This is a genomic window from Pseudomonas sp. Q2-TVG4-2 (assembly GCF_013620795.1).
In the GTDB taxonomy this organism is placed as follows: Bacteria; Pseudomonadota; Gammaproteobacteria; order Pseudomonadales; family Pseudomonadaceae; genus Stutzerimonas.
The window spans coordinates 345,734-365,661 of sequence record NZ_LGLW01000001.1; the positions used below are offsets into that span (position 1 = coordinate 345,734).

The 19,928-nt window shown below is 61.6% G+C and carries 23 protein-coding genes; 16 read left to right on the top strand and 7 right to left on the bottom strand.

Going from position 1 to position 19,928, the window contains the following annotated elements:
- Positions 1-3 precede the first annotated feature (3 nt).
- From H3028_RS01750 to dapC, 3 genes are read left to right on the top strand one after another with little or no spacing between them, the layout of a single operon-like run.
- Positions 4-714, top strand: a complete 711-nt coding sequence (locus H3028_RS01750) for a DUF3108 domain-containing protein (protein WP_181295334.1) — start codon at positions 4-6, stop codon at positions 712-714.
- Positions 715-771: 57 nt separating this feature from the next.
- Positions 772-1,437: a COG3650 family protein gene (locus H3028_RS01755; RefSeq protein WP_181295335.1), complete on the top strand. Its 666-nt coding sequence runs from the start codon at positions 772-774 to the stop codon at positions 1,435-1,437.
- Between the two features lie 50 nt (positions 1,438-1,487).
- Complete coding sequence (gene dapC, locus H3028_RS01760) at positions 1,488-2,684, top strand: succinyldiaminopimelate transaminase (RefSeq protein WP_181295951.1); 1,197 nt, start codon at positions 1,488-1,490, stop codon at positions 2,682-2,684.
- A 37-nt stretch (positions 2,685-2,721) separates the two neighbouring features.
- On the opposite strand, the gene H3028_RS01765 is transcribed toward dapC, so the two are convergent.
- Together H3028_RS01765 and H3028_RS01770 are read right to left on the bottom strand one after the other, a co-directional pair.
- Positions 2,722-2,868, bottom strand: a complete 147-nt coding sequence (locus H3028_RS01765; RefSeq protein ID WP_181295336.1) for a hypothetical protein — start codon at positions 2,866-2,868, stop codon at positions 2,722-2,724.
- An 11-nt stretch (positions 2,869-2,879) separates the two neighbouring features.
- On the bottom strand, positions 2,880-3,125 hold the full coding sequence (locus H3028_RS01770; protein WP_181295337.1) for a hypothetical protein: 246 nt from the start codon (positions 3,123-3,125) through the stop codon (positions 2,880-2,882).
- Positions 3,126-3,254: 129 nt separating this feature from the next.
- Between H3028_RS01770 and H3028_RS01775 the strand changes: the two genes are divergently transcribed.
- The 5 genes from H3028_RS01775 (at position 3,255) to H3028_RS01795 (ending at position 6,865) form a co-directional block, all read left to right on the top strand.
- Positions 3,255-3,587 (top strand): thioredoxin family protein, encoded by a 333-nt coding sequence (locus tag H3028_RS01775; RefSeq protein ID WP_181295338.1) that lies wholly within the window; start codon positions 3,255-3,257, stop codon positions 3,585-3,587.
- A gap of 128 nt (positions 3,588-3,715) precedes the next feature.
- Entirely contained in the window at positions 3,716-4,087 is a 372-nt protein-coding gene (locus H3028_RS01780; RefSeq protein WP_181295339.1) for an ArsC family reductase, read from the top strand.
- Between the two features lie 45 nt (positions 4,088-4,132).
- Complete coding sequence (gene dapD, locus H3028_RS01785) at positions 4,133-5,167, top strand: 2,3,4,5-tetrahydropyridine-2,6-dicarboxylate N-succinyltransferase (protein WP_181295340.1); 1,035 nt, start codon at positions 4,133-4,135, stop codon at positions 5,165-5,167.
- Between the two features lie 85 nt (positions 5,168-5,252).
- Complete coding sequence (locus H3028_RS01790; protein WP_181295341.1) at positions 5,253-6,455, top strand: aminotransferase class V-fold PLP-dependent enzyme; 1,203 nt, start codon at positions 5,253-5,255, stop codon at positions 6,453-6,455.
- The gene (locus H3028_RS01795; protein WP_181295342.1) at positions 6,452-6,865 is read left to right on the top strand and encodes a SufE family protein; all 414 of its coding nucleotides are present in this window, start codon (positions 6,452-6,454) and stop codon (positions 6,863-6,865) included. The genes H3028_RS01790 and H3028_RS01795 overlap by 4 nt, the downstream gene beginning before the upstream one ends.
- A gap of 55 nt (positions 6,866-6,920) precedes the next feature.
- Here the strand turns inward: H3028_RS01795 and tcdA are convergent, their stop codons facing one another.
- Positions 6,921-7,727 carry a tRNA cyclic N6-threonylcarbamoyladenosine(37) synthase TcdA gene (gene tcdA / locus H3028_RS01800; RefSeq protein WP_181295343.1) on the bottom strand — a complete coding sequence of 269 codons (807 nt, stop codon included), beginning with the start codon at positions 7,725-7,727 and terminating at the stop codon, positions 6,921-6,923.
- A gap of 212 nt (positions 7,728-7,939) precedes the next feature.
- Here tcdA and dapE point away from each other — a divergent pair, with 212 nt between their 5' ends.
- The 3 genes from dapE (at position 7,940) to H3028_RS01815 (ending at position 10,387) form a co-directional block, all read left to right on the top strand.
- Positions 7,940-9,088, top strand: a complete 1,149-nt coding sequence (gene dapE / locus H3028_RS01805; protein ID WP_181295344.1) for a succinyl-diaminopimelate desuccinylase — start codon at positions 7,940-7,942, stop codon at positions 9,086-9,088.
- Entirely contained in the window at positions 9,082-9,888 is an 807-nt protein-coding gene (locus H3028_RS01810) for a putative RNA methyltransferase (RefSeq protein WP_181295345.1), read from the top strand. The genes dapE and H3028_RS01810 overlap by 7 nt, the downstream gene beginning before the upstream one ends.
- A 127-nt stretch (positions 9,889-10,015) precedes the next feature.
- Positions 10,016-10,387, top strand: a complete 372-nt coding sequence (locus H3028_RS01815; protein ID WP_181295346.1) for a hypothetical protein — start codon at positions 10,016-10,018, stop codon at positions 10,385-10,387.
- Between the two features lie 89 nt (positions 10,388-10,476).
- Here H3028_RS01815 and H3028_RS01820 read toward each other — a convergent pair whose 3' ends face one another.
- The 4 genes from H3028_RS01820 to H3028_RS01835 form a co-directional block, all read right to left on the bottom strand.
- On the bottom strand, positions 10,477-10,686 hold the full coding sequence (locus H3028_RS01820) for a cold-shock protein (RefSeq protein ID WP_014852307.1): 210 nt from the start codon (positions 10,684-10,686) through the stop codon (positions 10,477-10,479).
- 250 nt (positions 10,687-10,936) lie between these two features.
- A complete protein-coding gene (locus H3028_RS01825; RefSeq protein WP_181295347.1) occupies positions 10,937-12,772 on the bottom strand; it encodes a Gldg family protein in 1,836 nt (611 codons plus the stop codon).
- A 10-nt stretch (positions 12,773-12,782) separates the two neighbouring features.
- Positions 12,783-13,514 carry an ABC transporter permease subunit gene (locus H3028_RS01830; protein WP_181295348.1) on the bottom strand — a complete coding sequence of 244 codons (732 nt, stop codon included), beginning with the start codon at positions 13,512-13,514 and terminating at the stop codon, positions 12,783-12,785.
- Complete coding sequence (locus tag H3028_RS01835) at positions 13,511-14,434, bottom strand: ABC transporter ATP-binding protein (protein WP_181295349.1); 924 nt, start codon at positions 14,432-14,434, stop codon at positions 13,511-13,513. The genes H3028_RS01830 and H3028_RS01835 overlap by 4 nt, the downstream gene beginning before the upstream one ends.
- Positions 14,435-14,705: 271 nt before the next feature.
- Between H3028_RS01835 and H3028_RS01840 the strand changes: the two genes are divergently transcribed.
- From H3028_RS01840 to plsB, 5 genes are all read left to right on the top strand, one after another.
- The gene (locus tag H3028_RS01840; RefSeq protein ID WP_181295350.1) at positions 14,706-15,020 is read left to right on the top strand and encodes a monooxygenase; all 315 of its coding nucleotides are present in this window, start codon (positions 14,706-14,708) and stop codon (positions 15,018-15,020) included.
- Positions 15,021-15,240: 220 nt separating this feature from the next.
- Positions 15,241-15,834, top strand: a complete 594-nt coding sequence (locus H3028_RS01845; RefSeq protein WP_181295351.1) for a cysteine hydrolase family protein — start codon at positions 15,241-15,243, stop codon at positions 15,832-15,834.
- 193 nt (positions 15,835-16,027) lie between these two features.
- Positions 16,028-16,738, top strand: coding sequence for a class I SAM-dependent methyltransferase (locus H3028_RS01850; protein ID WP_181295352.1), 711 nt, complete (start codon positions 16,028-16,030; stop codon positions 16,736-16,738).
- The gene (locus tag H3028_RS01855; RefSeq protein WP_181295353.1) at positions 16,735-17,085 is read left to right on the top strand and encodes a hypothetical protein; all 351 of its coding nucleotides are present in this window, start codon (positions 16,735-16,737) and stop codon (positions 17,083-17,085) included. Before H3028_RS01850 ends, H3028_RS01855 begins: the two co-directional genes overlap by 4 nt.
- Positions 17,086-17,306: 221 nt before the next feature.
- Positions 17,307-19,790 (top strand): glycerol-3-phosphate 1-O-acyltransferase PlsB, encoded by a 2,484-nt coding sequence (plsB, locus tag H3028_RS01860; RefSeq protein WP_181295354.1) that lies wholly within the window; start codon positions 17,307-17,309, stop codon positions 19,788-19,790.
- Positions 19,791-19,928: the final 138 nt, after the last annotated feature.

Consider the following 19,928-nt stretch of genomic DNA (forward strand, 5'->3'; position numbering starts at 1 on the left):
ATTATGCGTCGCGCCTTGCTGCTCGCTCTTGCCGTGCTGGCCCTGCCAGTTCAGGCCCTAGAGCTCAAGCCCTTCTCCGCCAGTTACACCGCGGACTGGAAACAGGTTCCCGTCAGTGGCACCGCCCAGCGCAGCCTTCAGAAGCTTGACGGGGAAACCTGGGAGCTAGACTTTGAAGCGTCCATGCTGGTCGCCAGTTTCAATGAACGCAGCACCTTCAAGGTGGAGGGCGAAACCCTCGTACCGCAGAAGTATCGCCTGAAGCGCAGCGGACTCGGCAAAGGCAAGACCATCAAGCACGACTTCAACTGGGCGGCCAAGCAGGTCGTTGGTGAAGATCGTGGCGACCCGGTCAAGCTGCCACTCAACCGCGGCCTGCTGGACAAATCCACTTACCAGATTGCGCTTCAGCACGCGGTGGCGGCGGGCGAACAGAGCATGAGCTACCAGGTCGTCGACGGGGATGAAATCGAAACCTACGATTTCCGCGTACTCGGAGAGGAAAGGGTCAGCACCAAAGCCGGTCAGGTCGATGCAATCAAGGTCGAACGCGTGCGTGACCCGACGCAAAGCAAGCGCCAGACAATCCTCTGGTTCGCCACTGACTGGGATTACCTGTTGGTCCGCCTGCATCAGGTGGAAAAGGACGGCAAGGAATACCAGATCATGCTCGAAGAAGGCACCGTCGGCGGTAAAACCGTAAAAGGTGACTGATTCCAACTGCGCCAGCCCGCTGGCGCAGTGACTCCCTCCGTCACACCGGGCCCGACCATGACTTTTCCCCGCTCCCTACTACTGACTCTGCTGCCGCTTTTCGCCGCCTGCCAATCCTCGCCCTGGGGCGATGAGCCACCTGGACACCCCATTGAGCGGCTGCAGGGCGAGGTTGCGCTCAGCGATGGCATGCTGCTGTTGCGTACTTGCCAGGGCCAGCGGCAGGTGGAACTGCTCGATGCCGGCGCAACCGGATTGCCTGAGGATGCTCAGGCGCTGCTCTCCGAATCTGGCCAACCATTATTCGCCGACGTTCTCGGCAGGCTGATCTCGCGAGCGGATGGCAGCAGCCAACTGCATCTGACCCAGGTCTATCGTTTGCAGGGCGAAGGGCATGGCTGCGATAACAGCGAATTCGCTCAATTGACACTGCGTGCTAGCGGTCACGAGCCGGGCTGGAGCGTACGCATCACAACTCAAGGTATGTTGCTCGAGCGCCCCGACCAGGCGCCCTTGGCCGTACCTTATCTAGAAGAACAGTTGCCGGGCGGGCAGACCAGCTTCAGCAGCGAGGCCAACAACCAGCGCATTGATCTCTGGGTTGCCCCGCAACGCTGTATCGACAGCGCCTCGGGCGCCGTCACTCACCTGACTGCCGAGCTGCGTCTGGACGACCAAACCTTACGTGGCTGCGCCTACTACGGCGGCGCGCGCACCGAATGAACTACCGAAGCGCGCATTTGCGCGCTTCCCGACGCTTCGAAGACCCGACCATGAATGACGACCTGTCCCTGCTGCAGCCCTACCCGTTCGAGAAACTTCGCGCCTTGCTTGCCGACGCGCAGCCGCCGGCCGTAAAACGCCCAATAGCACTGTCGATCGGTGAACCGAAGCACCCTTCACCTGGCTTCGTCGCCCAGGCACTGGCCGCCAATCTCGATCAGCTGGCGGTATATCCATCCACCCTGGGAATTCCTGCCCTGCGCGAATCAATTGCCCGCTGGTGCGAGCGTCGCTTCGGCGTGGCGGCAGGAAGTCTCGACCCGGCGCGCCACGTGTTGCCAGTCAACGGCACCCGCGAAGCGCTGTTCGCTTTCACGCAGGCAGTCGTCAACCGCAGCGCTGATGCGCTGGTGATCAGCCCCAATCCGTTCTATCAGATCTACGAAGGTGCGACGCTTCTGGCCGGTGCGACACCGCATTATCTGCCGTGCACTGCCGAGAACGGTTTCAATCCGGATTTCGATGCGGTCTCAGCCGATACCTGGCGACGTACGCAGATCCTCTTCCTCTGCTCGCCCGGCAACCCAACTGGTGCGCTGGTACCACTCGAGACACTCAAGAAGCTGATCGCCTTGGCCGACCAGCATGACTTCGTCATCGCCGCGGACGAGTGTTACAGCGAGCTGTATTTCGATGAGGGGCGACCGCCAGCGGGACTGCTGACCGCCTGCGCCGCGTTGGGCCGCGATGACTTCAAGCGCTGCGTGGTCTTTCATAGCCTGTCCAAACGCTCGAACCTGCCTGGACTTCGCTCAGGATTCGTCGCGGGCGACGCGGACATCCTCAAGGCTTTCCTGCTCTACCGCACCTACCACGGCTGCGCCATGCCCCTGCAGACACAGCTGGCCAGTATCGCCGCCTGGAATGACGAAGCGCATGTACAAGCCAATCGTGAGCTATACCGCGAGAAATTCGATGCAGTGCTGGATATCCTCACGCCAGTGATGGATGTGCAACGGCCCGATGGCGGCTTCTACCTATGGCCGAAGACGCCCACCGATGACCAGCAATTCACTCGCGAGCTGTTTGCCCGCGAGCACGTAACCGTGGTGCCCGGATCCTATCTATCACGTGCGGTACATGGCGTCAGCCCCGGCACGGATCGGGTCCGCATGGCGCTAGTGGCGCCGCTGGCCGATTGCGTCGAGGCGGCCGAGCGAATCCGCACCTTTATCGCCACGTTATGACGCCGGAGCCGGACGTTGCGGCGTCCGGCTTACCGGTTCAGGCAACACCTGGCGGGATCTTGTCCTTGCCGTAGTCGCGCAGTTTTTCCAGGTTTTCCGGTTTCATATGTTCCGGGATGTCCGCTGTGGTGGTTTCATCGCGCTTGTCGCGTTCGTCCACATCCGGCTTTTCGGGCTCGTTCATGGCGTCCTCCGTCAGATTGCGTTCTCTTCCCAGATTAGCTCACCGTCGTCGCTGACCTCCCTGACCTTGGTCAGGGCCGCCTCGGCTGCGACATCAGCCTCGGATGCGAGGTCGTAACGCCGGCCGTTGGCCACCTTGACTACCCGAGCATTTTCATCCGTATCGCGACGCTTCACGGCAATCACTGCCTCGAAACCGCCCTCGGCTGGAACGGCAGACGAAATGGCCTCATGGTTTTCGAAATGCTTGCGTGCCATACATGACCTCATCGTTGCGATTGTGATCAGTGGACAACGTGGAAGGAGAAAAAGGTCGAACGGGTTTCAGGATGAACCGACAGCCGTTGCCGCGACTCCACCACTAACAAAATGATCGGGAGCCCAGCCATGCCCATGAACGATATCTATACCGCCAACGCGCCTTCGCGCGACGAGGTCAACGCCCTCGAGGGATTCACCCTGCTCGAATTCGGCACGGCCTGGTGCGGTCACTGCCGCGCGGCACAACCGCCGTTGAGCAGCGCGATGGGCGAGCGCGACATTCGCCACCTGAAAGTCGAAGATGGTCCAGGCCGACCACTCGGCCGTTCATTTCGCGTCAAGCTGTGGCCAACCCTGATTTTGATGCACCGGGGAGAAGAGCTGGGGCGCGTAGTGCGCCCCACCAGTACTCAGGCGATCGAAGAGTTACTCAGCCAGACCGATAGCACTACGGACTGACCTATAGCAGGGCGAACCTGAACCAGAGCGCGGCGTCCCGCTCGATGCAGGCACAGCCTCAGACGGCAGGCTTTGTCTCATCGTGGCATAATCCGCGGCCCAGTTTGGCCGGAGAATGCGGAGCTGTTATGCCCGAGAAAAGCAAAGGACTGTGTCTGTACGGCATCAAGGCCTGCGACACCATGAAAAAAGCCCGTACCTGGCTCGATCAGCAGGGGCTAAGCTATGACTTCCATGACTACAAGAGCGCCGGGATCGACCGCGCCCATCTGGAAGCCTGGTGCGACGAACACGGCTGGCAGATTGTTCTCAACCGTGCGGGTACCACCTTCCGCAAGCTGGACGACGCGCAAAAGGCCGACCTCGATCAGGCCAAGGCCATCGAGCTGATGCTGGCCCAACCGTCGATGATCAAGCGCCCGGTGCTCGACCGGGGCGACAAAACGCTGATCGGCTTCAAGCCGGACATCTACGCTGCCGAGCTGGCAGCCAAGAACTGACACCCGCTCGCCATGACGAGCGTGATTGATAAGAAGGATTCCCCCATGAGCAATACACTATTCAGCCTGGCCTTCGGCGTCGGCACCCAGAATCGTCAGGGTAGCTGGCTGGAAGTCTTCTATGCGCAGCCGCTGCTGCACCCGGCCGGCGAGCTGGTCGCCGTCGTCGCCCCGCTACTCGGCTATGAAGGCGGCAACCAGGCCATCAGCATCAGCACCACCCAGGCCGCACAATTGGCCGATGCCATCAAGCCGCTCGATGCCGTTCAGCATGCACTCTTGACCCGCCTGGCCGAGAGCCAGCGCCCACTGGTGGTCACGCTGCTGGCCGAAGACGCGCCATTGACCTCCACCCCCGAGGCTTACCTCAAGCTGCACCTGCTCTCCCACCGCCTGGTCAAGCCCCACGTCCTGAACCTGACAGGCATCTTCCCCCTGCTGCCCAACGTCGCCTGGACCAACCAGGGTGCGGTGGACCTGGCCGAACTGGCCGAGCGTCAGTTGGAAGCTCGCCTGAAGGGTTACTTGCTGGAGGTCACTTCGGTAGACAAATTCCCGAAGATGACCGATTACGTGGTCCCGGCTGGTGTGCGCATCGCTGACAGCGCGCGTATCCGTCTCGGCGCCTACGTGGGTGAAGGCACCACGGTCATGCACGAAGGTTTCGTCAACTTCAACGCCGGCACCGAAGGCCCCGGCATGATCGAAGGCCGCGTATCGGCTGGCGTATTCGTCGGCAAGGGCTCGGACCTGGGCGGCGGCTGCTCGACCATGGGCACTCTGTCTGGCGGCGGCAACATAGTCATTTCGGTTGGCGAGGGCTGCCTGATCGGCGCCAACGCCGGCATCGGTATTCCGCTCGGCGATCGCAACACCGTTGAAGCCGGTCTCTATATCACTGCCGGGACCAAGGTGAACCTGCTCGACGAACAGGGCGCACTGGTCAAGGTCGTCAAGGCGCGTGAGCTGGCCGGCCAGAGCGATCTACTGTTCCGCCGCAACTCCCAGAACGGTGCCGTGGAATGCAAGACCCACAAGTCCGCGATCGAGCTGAACGAAGCGCTGCACGCGCATAACTGACCGCTTGGCTGGAAGTTCTGAGCCGGAAGCTGGAAGCAACAGCCCACCGCTTTGGCTTCCGGCCTCCAGCTTCAGGCCTAACGCTATGCTCATGTCCCCCTGGCGTTCCGACTTTCCGGCCCTGGCGATTCTCGAAGCCCAGGGCCAGACCTACCTCGACAGTGCTGCCACGGCACAGAAACCCCAAGCCCTGATCGACGCGCTGACCGGTTACTACACCTGCGGTACCGCCAATGTTCATCGCGCCCAACATCAGCCGGCTGAACGCGCGACACGCGCCTTCGAAGACGCACGGATCAAGGTGGCGCAATGGCTCAATGCGGCCTGCCCGACCGAAATCGTCTTTACCCGCGGCGCCACCGAAGCGTTGAACCTGCTCGCCTATGGTCTCGAACCGCTGATTGAGGCGGATGACGAGATCGTCGTCAGCGCGCTGGAACATCACGCCAATCTTCTGCCCTGGCAGCAACTGGCAAAGCGGCGTAACGCCAAGTTGCTGGTGTTGCCGCTGAACGATCGCGGTGTGATCGACATGGAAGCCGCCGCCAGCCTGATCGGCCCACGAACTCGTTTGCTTGCCGTCAGTCAGCTGTCCAATGTGCTCGGCGTCTGGCAGCCGCTTGCGGAGTTACTGCCCCTGGCCAAAGCCCAGGGCGCGCTGACGGTGGTTGACGGTGCTCAGGGCGTCGTTCATGGCAGGCACGATATGCAGTCGCTGGCCTGCGACTTCTACGTGCTGTCCAGCCACAAGCTTTACGGGCCGGAAGGCGTCGGCGCGCTTTATGGCCGCGGCGAGTCGCTGCTCAAGCTCAGGCACTGGCAATTCGGGGGCGAAATGGTCCGTGTCGCTGATTTTCACCACGCCGAGTTCCATGCTGCGCCGTTGGGCTTCGAGGCCGGCACGCCGCCCATCGGAGCGGTCATTGGTCTCGGTGCGACACTTGATTACCTGTCCCGATTGGACGCAGCGGCCGTGAGCGGTCACGAAGAGGCCCTGCACATGAGACTGCTGGCAGGGCTCGCGGTACGCAAAGGTGTGAGGCTGCTGGGCGAGCCGCGGCTCGCGCTGGCCAGCTTCACCGTCGATGGCGTGCATCATGGTGATTTGGCGCACCTGCTCACTGAGCAAGGTATTGCCATACGCAGCGGAACGCACTGCGCCCAACCCCTGATGAGCGCGCTGAAGGTCGATGGCGCCATTCGCGTATCGCTCGGACTGTACAACGATGGCACCGATTTGGAGCGCTTCTTCAGTGCCCTCGATCAGGCTCTGGAGTTGCTGCAATGAGCGAGCTTCCCGCTGCGGCCAGCGAAACCCTGCAACGCTTCCAGCAAGCCGCCGGCTGGGAACAACGTGCGCGCCTGCTGATGCAGCAAGGCGATCGCCTCGATCCGCTCGACGAAACCGAGCGCACCGACAGCAACCTGGTTGCTGGTTGCGACAGCAAGCTGTGGCTGATCGGCGAGACGCGCGGCGATCATTGGCACTTCCGGGGCACCAGCGAGGCGCGCCTGCTACGCGGCTTGCTCGCTGTCCTGCTGGTGCGTGTCAACGGTTCGCGAGCAGACGAGCTGCAGCGGCTGGACGTGGCGGACTGGTTCGGGCAGCTTGGGCTGGCTCGGCAACTTTCACCCTCCCGTGCCAACGGTATGAATGCCGTGTTCCAGCGGATGCGCGAGCTGGCATCGGCCGGCTGATCGAACTCCTCGCGGTCGATGGGTTATCCGCCCGTCTTCAACAACCGTAAAGCCATCAGCCCCGAGTGCGCTCCGCAGGCCGCCTTGCCCCGGCGACCAACTTGTCGACCGCGCGTGCTGCTGCCACCAGGCCGAAACTGGCGGTGACCATCATCGCTGCGCCGAAACCGCCAGCACAGTCGAGCTTGACCCCTTCGCCTACGAAACTCTTGCTTTGGCAGACGCCACCGTCCGGCTTGGGATAGCGCAGTTGCTCGGTGGAAAACACGCAGGGCACACTGTAGGTGCGGCCCGGCGTGCGGGAGAAGTTGTACTCGCGACGCAGCAACGAGCGCACCTTCGCCGCCAGCGGATCGTTGAAGGTCTTGTTCAGGTCGGCGACCTGGATCTGCGTTGGGTCCACCTGCCCACCGGCGCCGCCGGTGGCGATGATCTGGATCTTCCGTCGCTTGCACCAGGCGATCAGCGCCGCCTTGGCCGGCACGCTGTCGATGCAGTCGATGACGCAATCCATCTGCTCGGTGATGTACTCGGCCATGGTTTCTCGGGTAACGAAGTCGGCGATCGCATGCACTACGCAAGCCGGATTGATGGCCCGGATGCGCGCGGCCATCTCGTCAACCTTGGGTTTGCCGACCGCGCCTTCCAACGCGTGAACCTGCCGATTGGTATTGGTGATGCAAACATCGTCCAGGTCGAACAGGCTGATCTCGCCCACCCCGCTTCGCGCCAGCGCCTCGGCCGCCCATGAGCCAACCCCGCCGATACCCACCATCGCCACATGCGCCGCCGCCAGCCGCTCGAGACCGGTGGAACCGTAGAGGCGCGCGATACCACCGAAACGCTGATCGTCGTTAGACATGTCGATCCCCCAGGGAAAAGTCGGGCGATTATAGGACCTTCGTTGTTTCCGACACAGGGCTGGCGGCTTGTGGCAGTCCTCCGGGGCGAGGCGAGCCAACGACCCGGCTCTGCGACGCATTGCCGATGAACAATCCCAAGCAACGCAAGCCACGGTGGAAACGGGTTTTGCTTTAATATGGCGCCCCTTCCCCCGCCTGCCTCGGAGCCGTGATGACTGCCGCCGCCCTCTCGCCAACCCTCGAACTCGCCTGCGAGCTGATCAATCGTCCGTCGGTGACCCCACTGGACGAGGGCTGCCAGCAACTCATGAGCGAGCGTCTTGCCGACTGCGGCTTCGCCATCGAGCCGATGCACATCGAGGACGTCGAGAACTTCTGGGCAATTCGCGGCAACGACGGCCCGGTGCTGTGCTTTGCAGGTCATACCGACGTGGTGCCTACCGGTCCGCTGCAGGCGTGGCAGAACCCGCCCTTCACAGCGCGCATCGACGAGCACGGCATGCTCCACGGTCGTGGCGCGGCGGACATGAAGGGCAGCCTGGCATCGATGATCATCGCGGTGGAACGCTTCACCGCTGACCACCCCGATCACAAGGGACAGATCGCTTTTCTCATCACCAGCGACGAAGAAGGTCCAGCCCACCACGGCACCAAGGCGGTGGTCGAGCGCCTGCGTGAGCGTGGCCAGCGATTGGATTGGTGCATCGTCGGTGAGCCATCGAGCACTCAACTGGTCGGCGACGTGGTGAAGAATGGCCGCCGCGGCTCGCTCGGCGGCACCCTGACGGTGCGCGGCCAGCAAGGCCACGTGGCCTATCCGCACCTGGCGAAAAATCCGATTCATCTCGCGGCGCCGGCACTGGCCGAATTGGCTGCCGAACACTGGGACGATGGCAACGCGTTTTTCCCGCCGACCAGTTTTCAGATTTCCAACCTCAACTCCGGCACCGGCGCCACCAATGTCATCCCCGGCACGCTGGAAGCGGTGTTCAACTTCCGCTTCTCCACCGAGTCCACGGTTGAGGGGCTGCAGCAGCGCACCGCGGCAATTCTCGACAAGCACGGTCTGGATTGGAGCGTTGATTGGGCGCTGTCGGGCCTGCCATTTCTTACCGAGCCGGGTGACCTGCTCGACGGCGTCGCCAAGGCGATCCGCAGCGTAACCGGTCGCGAGACTACACCCTCCACCAGCGGCGGCACCTCCGATGGCCGATTTATCGCCACCTTGGGCACCCAGGTCGTCGAACTCGGCCCGGTCAACGCGACCATCCACCAGGTCGACGAGCACATCCTCGCCAGCGATCTCGATCTGCTGACCGAGATCTACTACCAGACCCTGGTCAATCTGCTCGCATGCTGACCTGTCCTATCTGCCAGGCCGCACTGAGTCGGGTCGACAACGGGGTCGCCTGCTCGGCCAATCACCGTTTCGATCGTGCCCGCCAGGGTTATCTGAACCTGCTGCCGGTACAGCACAAGAACAGCCGGGCGCCCGGTGACAACCAGGCCATGGTGGAGGCGCGTCGACGCTTTCTCGACGGCGGCCACTATGCCCCGCTGGCCGAGCGCCTGGCGCAACTGGCCGCCGATCGCTCTCCACAGCGTTGGCTGGATATCGGCTGTGGCGAGGGCTACTACACCGCGCAGATCGCTCAGGCGCTGCCGCATGCCGAGGGCTACGCGCTGGACATCTCCCGCGAGGCGGTCAAGCGTGCCTGCAAACGTGCGCCGCAGCTGGAATGGCTGATCGCAAGCATGGCCCGGGTACCGCTTGCCGACGCCAGCTGCGATCTGCTCGCCAGCGTGTTCAGCCCATTGGATTGGAGCGAAGCCCGGCGCCTGCTCGCCCCTGGTGGCGGGCTGCTGCGTATGGGCCCGACCCGCGAGCACCTGTGGGAACTGCGCGGCCTGCTGTATGACGAAATACGTGACTACGATGACGAAAAGCACCTGTCGCTGATTCCCGACGGCATGCATCTGGCGTACAGCGAAACCCTCACCTACGAGCTGCAGCTGGACAGCGCTGAAGCCCGCGCCGACCTGCTGGCCATGACGCCGCACGGTTGGCGCGCCAGTGCCGAACGCCGAGCGGCGGTAATCGGCGCGCCACTCAAGGTTCGGGTTGCGATACGCTACGACTGGATCGAGCGAGACCGGTAAATCGCCTTGGAAGCAGGCAGGGGCAGCGGCTGACCCGCTTCGATGCTCACGCGGTTGCTAGCGGTCCCGCTAACACTGCACTCACTGATCAACCTGTAGTAACCACCACCAGACAAGGCCACCGCCCATGCGTCAACCGGACATCGAGATCTACCTCAGGGACGCCAGCCAGGACGCCGTCACCGATTGGCTCAACCAGGCCGTCGGGCCCTGCTCACCATGGCAACCCAAGGGCAAGACCTTCAAATGCAAGGCCGGCGACATCCCGGTGACCTGGCTGCCGAAGGCGGTCGGCAAATGGCACAGCCTGCTGCTGGAAAGCGACGCAACGCCGTGGGAGGACGATATCGCCTGCGCCCGCGACGCCTACGCGGCGCTGGGGGTGGAAGTCCGCTGCGCGCCAGGCGGCTGGCAGGAAGAAGAATCGGTTGAAGATGCTGATCGCTGGATGAGCGTCAGCGAGCGCGGCGAGGCGGAGATCATCTGGCGTACCGACTGAATGCCGGCTCATGCAGCGGCCGGTGCATTCAGGCGCAGCACATGAAAAAGCCCGTCAATCGACGGGCTTTTGTTTTCCGAGCGCGGCTATCAGAGCCCCGCCACGTCCTCGGCCTGCAGGCCCTTCTGCCCTTGGGTCACCGAGAACTCCACCTGCTGACCTTCGGCCAGAGAACGGTGGCCTTCGCCACGAATAGCCTGGTAGTGAACAAATACATCCGCACCACTGCCACGCTGGATGAATCCATAACCCTTGGCATCGTTGAACCACTTGACGGTTCCTGTTTCGCGCTCAGCCATCCTACTTCTCCAACTCGATTCTTATTATTCCCCGTTCGGGGAGGGACGATCAGCCCTGAGCCGCTGCGGGCCGCCTGACAGCAGGATAGCGGAGCAGGCGTGACAAGCGTGTTTCAGGGTGATCGCCGGACGAGTATAGAACAGGAAATATTCTCGTCTTCGAGTTTTTTGCGGCCATCGATGGCAGTAGCAAGCTGACGCCACTGCTGTCGATGGGTCCGCTCAGCGATGCTGATGGACGGCAGCCCGATCAACCCGTTCTGCGCCGGCGCCACAGCCACATCAACAGCACGCCCAAGGTCAACACCAGCGGGACCAGGGCAATGTTGAAGAATTTCAGCACGCGTCCCAGCGCCTCGATGTCGGCGTTGAGTTGGTAACGCACCTCGCGTAGCTCCTTGCGAATGCGCAGTTTCTCCTGCATGTATCCCTGCAGCGCTGCCTGTTGTTCGGCGGTGAGCGCTATCGCACCTTCCGCGTTCGGGTCCTGCAATTCGGCAAGCTGCGCCTCGGTGGCAGCCAGGCGTTGCTGCAGCGCTTCCTCTTTCTCGCGGAAACGGTTCTCGGCCTCTCGCTGCAATTCTTCGACGACCACGAACGGCCGGGCGAAGCGCCCACGCGAGCGAACACTGATTAGCGCATCGGTGCCGGACAGATTGTCCAGCGCATTGACCACGAAGGTGCCATTGTCGGCCCAGGGCTGCGGCATGCGCTGCCCGAAGAAGTCCTGCACCTGCACCCACATGCGATCAGCCAACAGATCGGTATCCGCCACCGCAATGACGTTAATACTGGCACTTTCCTTTAGCCCGTCCTTGCGGCCTTCGATGCCGTTCGGGTAGGCCGACTGCGCCGGACCCTGGATGCGCGCGACAAGCGTATAGCGCTCGCCCGAGGGCTCTAGGTCACGCAGCAGCGCCTCGGGATTTTCAAGCGTCGCGAAGCGCTCCGCCTCGAACGGCATGGCATAACTGGAACTCTGGACCAGTGGCGTGAAACGGGTCGTGGCGCGCTCCAATGGTTCGAGGAAGCCGGCCGTGGCCATGGTCAGGCTTTCCAACGAGGCGGTGGTGACGTCATCGATATCCATGGTGCGCTGCGGCAGGTTCAGCCAGCCCGGGTGCCGGACCGGTCGGCGCTCGGCACCTACGCCTACCGACATCGCATAGGACGCATCGCCTACCACCTGGCCCGGTGCCATGCGCACACCCCAGGCCTTGAACAGCGGCTCGAGGTCCGACGACTTGCCGTCGCCAAACTCGCCCGGCCCGATGCCCATACCCGGATCGGCTTCGCTGTACGGATCGAGGAACACCAGCAGCTTGCCGCCACGCAGGACGAACTGATCGATGGCGTAGAGCGTCTGTTCCGGCAGATCCTTGGGATGCACCAACATGAGTACCGAAACGCTGACCGGAATCATGTCAACGTCGCGCTTGAGGCTTTCGATATGAAACAGCTGACGGATTTCCTCCAGCACCATCCATGGCGGCGTTGCCTGCTGGGTGCGCATGTCGAAACCGCCCGTGATCGGCAAACCCGAGAGGACGCCGACGACGGGCAACTGCGGCGATGCCAGGCTCTGAATCAGGCGGCTGAGCTCATATTCCAGAAACTCTTCCTGATCCAACGCGAAGAACGGGATGCTCTGCGTCTGTCCGTCGGCATTGGTGCCCGCGAGACCGAAGTAGATCTTGTCACCGCCCTGGTTCAGCGGCACGGCCTGCAGCCCGAGTTCGGCGGCACGATCTTCGTCTTCCGAAAACGGCTCGGGGTCGATCACCTGCAGCTTGAGCTTGCCGTCAGCCTCACGCTCGTAAGCACGCAGCAGTTCCTCCACACGTCGCGCGTAATTGCGCAGCGCTACAAGGCCCTTGGTCGCCTCATTCGAATAGAACAGATGCAGCTCGATGGGTTTTTCGAGCCCCTCAAGAATGGTCTCGGTGCCTTCGGAGATGGTGTAAAGCTTCTGCTCGGTCAGGTCCAACCGCGCATCGGTAAATACCAGACTGGAAAAGGCGTTGAATGCCAGGAAGGCCAGCGCGATCAGCAGCAATCCGGCACCCGAATACATCACTCGTTTCATGTGGGTTTCCTTATGCCGCTTTCTTCAGATCGACGACCACGGCGGTGGCTGCCAGCCAGGCGATGATCAGCGTGACGAAGTACAGCAGGTCGCGCAGATCGATGACGCCCTTGCTGAGTGAATCGAAACGGATCAGGAAACTCAGCGATGCCACCGCATCGACCAGCCACTGCGGCGCCCAGGCGAAGACGTCGAGCACCATGGGTAGCCCGCTGACGATGAACAGGAAACACACGCTGACCGCCAGAATGAACGCGATCACTTGGTTCTTCGCCAGCGCCGACATGCACGAGCCGATCGCCAGAAAGGCCCCGGCCAAGAGCCAGCTACCGAAATAGCCGGTGGCGATTGCGCCGTTGTCCGGCTCGCCGAGGTAGTTGACGGTGATGACCATCGGAAACGTCAGCAGCAGCGCAATCCCGGTGAACACCCAGGCTGCGAGAAACTTGCCGGTGACCGCCTCGAAGCGGGTAATTGGCAGCGTCATCAACAATTCGATGGAGCCGGATTTGCGCTCCTCCGCCCATAGCCGCATGGCGATAGCCGGAATCAGGAACAGATAGAGCCAGGTGTGGAAGCTGAAGAACGGTACGAGATCCGCCTGGCCGCGTTCGTAGAAGCCACCCAGGTAGAAGGTGAACACTCCGGACAACACCAGGAAGATCAAAATGAACACGTAGGCGAGCGGCGTTGCGAAATAACTGCCCAGCTCGCGTTTGAAGATCACCGGCAACTGGCTCATAGCGCCTCCCCACGAGTCAATGTTCGGAACACTTCATCCAGCCGGCCACGTTCCACATCCAGCTCCTTCACCGCCCAACCTTGTTGGGTAATCAACGCGTTGATCTGCGGGAAGATCACCTGCCCTGGCTTGGCCAGGACCGTAACGCTATGTTCGCGCTCGTTGAATTCGACCCCAGCTACGCCTGGCAGCGCCGCCAGCGCGATGTCATCCAGACGGTCACTACTGACCAGCGTCACCGCCTGGTGATACCTGGAGCGGCTTTCCAGCTCGAACGGCGTGCCATCGGCCACCAGCCGCCCGCTGGCAATCACCACCGCACGGGTGCAGACCGCCGTGACCTCTTCGAGGATATGGGTGGAGATGATCACGATCTTGTCCTGCGCCAGTCCGCGGATCAACTCGCGCACCTGATGCTTCTGGTTCGGATCCAACCCATCGGTGGGCTCGTCGAGGATCAGTACGCGAGGATCATGCAGAATCGCCTGGGCCAACCCGACACGGCGCTTGAAACCCTTGGACAGGGTCTCGATGCTCTGACCGAGCACCGTATCGAGCTCCACCTGGCCTGCTGCCGTGTCGACCCGCACCCGCTTGTCTAGGCCGCGATAACCGCGAACCTCGGCAATGAAATCGAGAAAGCCGCGCACCGTCATGTCGCCGTAACAGGGCGCCCCCTCCGGCAGATAACCGATCTGGCGCTGGGCCTGCAGCGTCTGGGTCTGAATGTCACAGCCGAAGATACTCGCCGTGCCGGACGTCGGTGCCAGGAAGCCGGTCAGCATCTTCATGGTGGTGGATTTGCCGGCCCCGTTGGGGCCGAGAAAACCGAGCACTTCGCCGGGCTGGACGTTGAATGACAGCGCGTCCACTGCCGTGTGCTGGGCAAACCTTTTTGTCAGATTCTTCAGTTCGATCATCGTTCTCACCCATGGCGGACCCACGGCCGAACTCGGCAAGACGGGTCCAATGCGGGCCGGACTATAAAAAGAGCACGACGAGCATTGCAACCAGAGCGGGCGTCGCAGCGGCGGATATCGCCACGCGCAGGCGCCTCGCTTCTACTATTCTCAAGCCGGCCCGGCCATAGCGAGGCCCGCCACATCGGCGGCTGCCCAGGCTATGCACATGGGATAACCGCTGGCGCTCGATAAGCAGCGAATCCGACATTTTTTTCTGGGGAACATCTGCATGATCATAGCCATCACCCGTTTCCAGCTGCCCAAACCCATTACGCCGAGCGAGGCACGCGAGATATTCCTGAGCACAGCGCCGACCTACCAAGCCGTGGCCGGCCTCGTCCGCAAGCACTATGTGCTCTCTGAAGACGGGACCACAGCCGGCGGTGTCTATCTGTGGAATTCGCGAGCCGAAGCGGACGCCATGTATACCGACAGTTGGAGGGCGTTCGTGCGGGAGAAATACGGCACCGATCCATCGGTCACCTATTTCGACAGCCCTGTCGTGGTCGACAATGTTGCCCAAGAAATTTTTGCGAACGACTAGCCTGCTTGATTGGGTGCTGATAGCGCATAGATGCTCGCCCTTTATCGAACGGCCATGCGCGCTGAGCCTGTAGAGGCGCCTGAGCAGCCATTCCGGTAAAAAGCACACTCCTGCTCGATTCATTCGCTGGGCGCACCCACTCCGGCCGGACGCTGATTCGCTTCGCCCATAGGATCGGCTACTGTCCACGCTTTAACCTCAAAGCTGGATCGACAAACGAATGGACGACGCCGCGCTCTTGGTTATCGATCAACAAAAAGGCATCGATCACCCCAGCCTGGGCCAACGAAACAACCCGCACGCCGAAGCGGTGATTCTCGCCCTGCTAGCCCACTGGCGCGAGCGCGGGCGGCCAGTGATTCATATCCGACATCGTTCTTCGAATAGGGACTCGGTGTTCTGGCCCCAACAGGAAGGCTTCGAATTCAAGCCCGAGTTTCAGCCCGGCGAGACCGAAACAGTCATCGAAAAACCCACGCCCTGCGCGTTCGCCAGAACCGATCTCGAAGCGACTCTGGCGCAATTGGGTATTGGTTCTATCGTCATTACCGGGGTCGCAACAAACAATTCGGTAGAGGCAACGGCAAGGACTGCCGGCTGCAGAGGCATCAATGCTTATGTGGTCGAAGATGCTTGTTTCACCTTTGCCAAGCGGGACTTCCAGGGCCAGCTGCGTAGTGCTGAAGCGGTACATGACATGTCGCTGGCAAACCTGGATGGTGAATATGCGAAGGTCGTCAGCTCGGAGAAATTGCTGCCGCTTGGCGTTAATACCGTCAACGACGGCATCCATAGCGCCCGTTCGAAGGAATGAGTGGTGCTTAGCACCAACCTGTGAGCCATCAATGGCTGACCCTTTCCTTTTTAGCGAGCAGCTGCCGGCAAGCTGCACGTCGTTGTCCATGCTGAACATTCGACGTCAGTCCCGCACCCAGCCGCTTGGCCAGGACTCACTCGCCTGTGACGGGCTACTCTAGTCAACCAACCCGAGCCGAACTGGAAATGCTATGCGCAGCGATGAGATCAAAGCCGTCTTCGATCAACAGGCCGCTAGCTACGACGAGCGTTGGGCCAGAACGGCGCCCATTCGAGACGCGCTGCACTTCATTCTTGAAGCGGTATTGGCGGAACTACCGACGGATGCACGAATGCTCTGCGTCGGGGCCGGTACAGGAGAGGAAATCGTTTATCTCGCCAAGCGCTTTCCTCGCTGGTCCTTTACCGCCGTGGAGCCATCCGGCGCCATGCTCGATGTGTGCCGCGACAAGGCGGTGAAGGGTGGCTTTGCCTCGCGCTGTCATTTTCATGAAGGGTATCTGGAATACCTGCCTGACCAAGGCGCTTTCGACGGCGCGACGTGCTTCCTCGTGTCCCAGTTCATTCTGGATCTCGAAGCCCGTGCCGACTTCTTCCGGGCTATTGCCACAAGGCTTCGTCCTGGGGCGATATTGGCGAGCTCCGATCTAGCCTCCGATACCGGTTCCGCCCAGTACGATGCCCTTCTCAAGCCCTGGCTGACGATGATGGCGGCCGCTGGTATTTCGGCGGCCGCCGTTGAGCAGATGCGTGCAGCCTACGTCAAAGACGTTGCGATCCTGCCTCCTGCACGGGTAGCGTCCATCATCCGATCGGCCGGCTTTGACGCGCCGATCCCTGTCTATCAGGCAGGCCTTATCCATGCGTGGTTTTCCAGACGTGAGGCAGCCGACGCGCCATGAATCGCTCGCGGGCCCTTGCCTTCCTGATCGCCGCCTTCGCGGGCGCTGCCATCTGGGCGCTGTCTCCGTGGCTGACCGGCCATGCCGAGCCATGGGATGCGGGCGGTGTGTACTACACCGCAGCGTTGATCGGGACGGGCTTACTGACAGGCTTAATCGTGCCGAAGCCGCTCTGGGCACTCTATACCGGAGGCGTCTTCGGGCAGTTCATGTACTTGTTACTCCTGCCGTCTGGCCCGCTGATCGCCGTCGGCCTCGTATTTCTGTTGTTGTGGTCGCTGCTGTTTCCGGGCGGTGCCTACCTGGGCGCTCGCGTTCGCAGTAGCCGTCGCCCCGATGTGGGTTGATGACCGTACGGTGGCGCTTCGCGACGACCCAGCCTTATCCACATTGCGGTTTCGCTAAGACCGCGCCCGAACGAACTACTCTCCGGTTTCCCAACTTTTCCGTCTTTAAGTGAGTGAAGTCAGCCATTCGAAAGGATTAGACCTTTTGCTGACCAACCCCGCTTACGGCACACTTGCCGCCTTCGAGGGCACCGCCCCCCTTATCTAGCCGAACCTACCGTATGACCCGCTCCCCCATTCGCCGTCTGATCTTCTTCGTAGTGCGCCGCGTGCTGTACTTCTGGGTGCGCTCGGAAACCATCAATCAATCCGCATTTACCCTCAAGCTGGACCGCAGCAAGCCGGTGTTTTACGTCCTGCAGCGCGCTTCGCTGAGTGATCTGGCGGTGCTCGATCATGAATGCAGCAAGGCCGGTCTGCCGCGCACGGTGGCCGAGGTGGCGGTGGGCGATCATATCGAGCCGGCGGCATTCATCTTTCTCAACCCCGCCGCCAGCTGGTTCGGCACGCGAACGCGCGTCGAACCGCCCGCGCCACTGGTACGTCTGGTCGGCGCGCTGGAACAGAACGCGGTGGACAACGCGCAAGTCATTCCGGTAACGGTGTTCTGGGGGCAGAATCCGGCGCGTGAAACCAGTCCCTGGAAGCTGCTGTTCGCCGACAGCTGGGCTGTAACTGGGCGGCTGCGCAAATTGATGAGCATGATCATGCTCGGCCGCAAGACCCGTGTGCAGTTCTCCGCGCCGATCCAGCTCAACGAACTGGTCGCGCAAAACAAGGGCCACGAGCGCACGCTGCGCATGGCCCATCGCATGCTGCGGGTACATTTCCGTAATCAGAAAACGGCCGTGATAGGTCCGGACCTGTCGCATCGTCGTAATCTGGTCAAAGGCCTGGTGCATGCACCCCAGGTGCGTCAGGCGATCAAGGAGGAAGCCGAACGCGAAAATATTTCGCTGGAGAAAGCTGAAGCCCGCGCCTTGCGCTACGGCAACGAGATCGCATCGGATTACGCCTACACCGCCGTGCGCTTTCTCGAGCTCGTGCTGTCGTGGTTCTGGAACAAGATCTACGACGGTATCCGCGTCAATCATCTAGAGCCGCTACAGGAGGCGGTGCAAGGCCATGAGGTCATCTATGTGCCCTGCCACCGCAGCCATATCGATTACCTGCTGCTCTCCTACCTGCTGTTCCGCAACGGTCTGACGCCACCGCACATCGCGGCGGGTATCAACCTCAACATGCCAGTAATCGGCAGTCTGCTGCGCCGCGGTGGCGCCTTTTTCATGCGGCGGTCGTTCAAGGGCAACCCGCTCTATACGTCGGTATTCAATGAGTATCTGCACACCCTCTTCAGCCGTGGCTTCCCCGTGGAATACTTCGTTGAGGGCGGGCGCTCGCGTACCGGACGCATGCTGCAACCGAAGACCGGAATGCTCGCGATCACATTGCGCAGCTACCTGCGCTCCTCGCGCCTGCCGATCCTCTTCGTGCCGGTCTACATCGGCTATGAACGGGTGCTGGAAGGCCGCACCTATCTCGGCGAATTGCGCGGCGCGACTAAGAAGAAGGAATCGATCTTCGACATCTTCAAGGTCATCGGCGCGCTCAAGCAGCGCTTCGGCCAAGTCTGGGTTAATTTCGGCGAGCCACTGAAGCTCAACGAATTCCTTGAGCGCGAGCAGCCCGGCTGGCGTCAGCAGAACCTCGCGCCAGGTTATCGTCCTGAATGGCTTAGCGAGACCACCAACCGACTCTCCGAGCGCATCGCTCAGCGACTCAACGATGCGGCGGCCGTCAACCCGGTCAATCTGGTGGCGCTGGCCATGCTCTCCACCAGTCGCCAGGCGCTGGACCGGCGCTCGCTGGCACGCGTCCTCGATCTCTACCAGAACCTGCTGCGCGCGGTCCCCTACTCGCCCCATACGACGCTGCCGGACGGCGATGGCGAGGCGCTGATCGATTACGTGAAGGACCTCGGCCTGCTGGCCGAACAGAAGGATGCGTTGGGCAATATCCTCTTTCTGGACGAGCAAAATGCCGTTCTGATGACCTACTACCGCAACAATGTGATGCATATCCTGGCGCTGCCGGCGCTGCTGGCAAGCTTCTTCCAGAGCAGTGCACGGATCAGCCGTGAGCAAGTCCTGCGCTTCACCGAGGCGTTGTATCCGTATCTGCGCGCCGAGCTATTCATTCGCTGGGAGCCGCAAGAGCTGGCAACGGTGGTCGATCAATGGCTGGCCGCCTTCGTCGAACAGGGATTGCTCAAGCTAGACGGCGAAACCTACGTGCGACCGGCGCCGAGTTCGCGCCAGTTCGTGCTACTGACGCTGCTTGCGCGGGTTATCGTGCAGACCCTGCAACGTTTCTACATGGCGATATCGCTGTTGCTCAACAGTGGTCAGCACAGCCTCAATGCCGAGGAGCTGGAGAACCTCTGCACGGTCATGGCTCAGCGCCTGTCGATCCTGCACGGGCTGAACGCGCCGGAATTCTTCGACAAGAGTCTGTTCCGGCATTTCATTAAAAGCCTGTTGGATCAGGACGTGCTGCGTCAGGATGCCACCGGCAAGCTCGGCTACCACGACAAGCTCGGCGAACTGGCCGAAGGTGTCGCCAAGCGCGTGCTGCCCGCCGAGATTCGCTTGTCGATCCGCCAGGTGGCGCTGGAGCGGCACGAGGATGAAGTACGAGCAGATTGATATCTGCGCTAGGTACCGGACAGGAGCAACCGGAAATCATCAGCAAAAACCACGCTAACGGCGATTCGGCTTAATGCCGAATCGTTCGATCAGTAATAAGCACGACACCCATACTCAGCAGGCAATCCAACAATAATC

Bases quoted from the DNA above. Each gene is read 5' to 3' on its own strand.
- dapC (WP_181295951.1), top strand. From the start codon at position 1,488: ATGAATGACGACCTGTCCCTGCTGCAGCCCTACCCGTTCGAGAAACTT.
- H3028_RS01845 (WP_181295351.1), top strand. From the start codon at position 15,241: ATGGACGACGCCGCGCTCTTGGTTATCGATCAACAAAAAGGCATCGAT.
- plsB (WP_181295354.1), top strand. From the start codon at position 17,307: ATGACCCGCTCCCCCATTCGCCGTCTGATCTTCTTCGTAGTGCGCCGC.
- H3028_RS01755 (WP_181295335.1), top strand. From the start codon at position 772: ATGACTTTTCCCCGCTCCCTACTACTGACTCTGCTGCCGCTTTTCGCC.
- H3028_RS01790 (WP_181295341.1), top strand. From the start codon at position 5,253: ATGCTCATGTCCCCCTGGCGTTCCGACTTTCCGGCCCTGGCGATTCTC.
- H3028_RS01815 (WP_181295346.1), top strand. From the start codon at position 10,016: ATGCGTCAACCGGACATCGAGATCTACCTCAGGGACGCCAGCCAGGAC.
- H3028_RS01770 (WP_181295337.1), bottom strand. From the start codon at position 3,125: ATGGCACGCAAGCATTTCGAAAACCATGAGGCCATTTCGTCTGCCGTT.
- H3028_RS01750 (WP_181295334.1), top strand. From the start codon at position 4: ATGCGTCGCGCCTTGCTGCTCGCTCTTGCCGTGCTGGCCCTGCCAGTT.
- H3028_RS01825 (WP_181295347.1), bottom strand. From the start codon at position 12,772: ATGAAACGAGTGATGTATTCGGGTGCCGGATTGCTGCTGATCGCGCTG.
- H3028_RS01780 (WP_181295339.1), top strand. From the start codon at position 3,716: ATGCCCGAGAAAAGCAAAGGACTGTGTCTGTACGGCATCAAGGCCTGC.
- H3028_RS01820 (WP_014852307.1), bottom strand. From the start codon at position 10,686: ATGGCTGAGCGCGAAACAGGAACCGTCAAGTGGTTCAACGATGCCAAG.
- H3028_RS01840 (WP_181295350.1), top strand. From the start codon at position 14,706: ATGATCATAGCCATCACCCGTTTCCAGCTGCCCAAACCCATTACGCCG.
- H3028_RS01835 (WP_181295349.1), bottom strand. From the start codon at position 14,434: ATGATCGAACTGAAGAATCTGACAAAAAGGTTTGCCCAGCACACGGCA.
- H3028_RS01795 (WP_181295342.1), top strand. From the start codon at position 6,452: ATGAGCGAGCTTCCCGCTGCGGCCAGCGAAACCCTGCAACGCTTCCAG.
- H3028_RS01850 (WP_181295352.1), top strand. From the start codon at position 16,028: ATGCGCAGCGATGAGATCAAAGCCGTCTTCGATCAACAGGCCGCTAGC.
- H3028_RS01810 (WP_181295345.1), top strand. From the start codon at position 9,082: ATGCTGACCTGTCCTATCTGCCAGGCCGCACTGAGTCGGGTCGACAAC.
- dapD (WP_181295340.1), top strand. From the start codon at position 4,133: ATGAGCAATACACTATTCAGCCTGGCCTTCGGCGTCGGCACCCAGAAT.
- dapE (WP_181295344.1), top strand. From the start codon at position 7,940: ATGACTGCCGCCGCCCTCTCGCCAACCCTCGAACTCGCCTGCGAGCTG.
- H3028_RS01830 (WP_181295348.1), bottom strand. From the start codon at position 13,514: ATGAGCCAGTTGCCGGTGATCTTCAAACGCGAGCTGGGCAGTTATTTC.
- H3028_RS01775 (WP_181295338.1), top strand. From the start codon at position 3,255: ATGCCCATGAACGATATCTATACCGCCAACGCGCCTTCGCGCGACGAG.
- H3028_RS01855 (WP_181295353.1), top strand. From the start codon at position 16,735: ATGAATCGCTCGCGGGCCCTTGCCTTCCTGATCGCCGCCTTCGCGGGC.
- H3028_RS01765 (WP_181295336.1), bottom strand. From the start codon at position 2,868: ATGAACGAGCCCGAAAAGCCGGATGTGGACGAACGCGACAAGCGCGAT.
- tcdA (WP_181295343.1), bottom strand. From the start codon at position 7,727: ATGTCTAACGACGATCAGCGTTTCGGTGGTATCGCGCGCCTCTACGGT.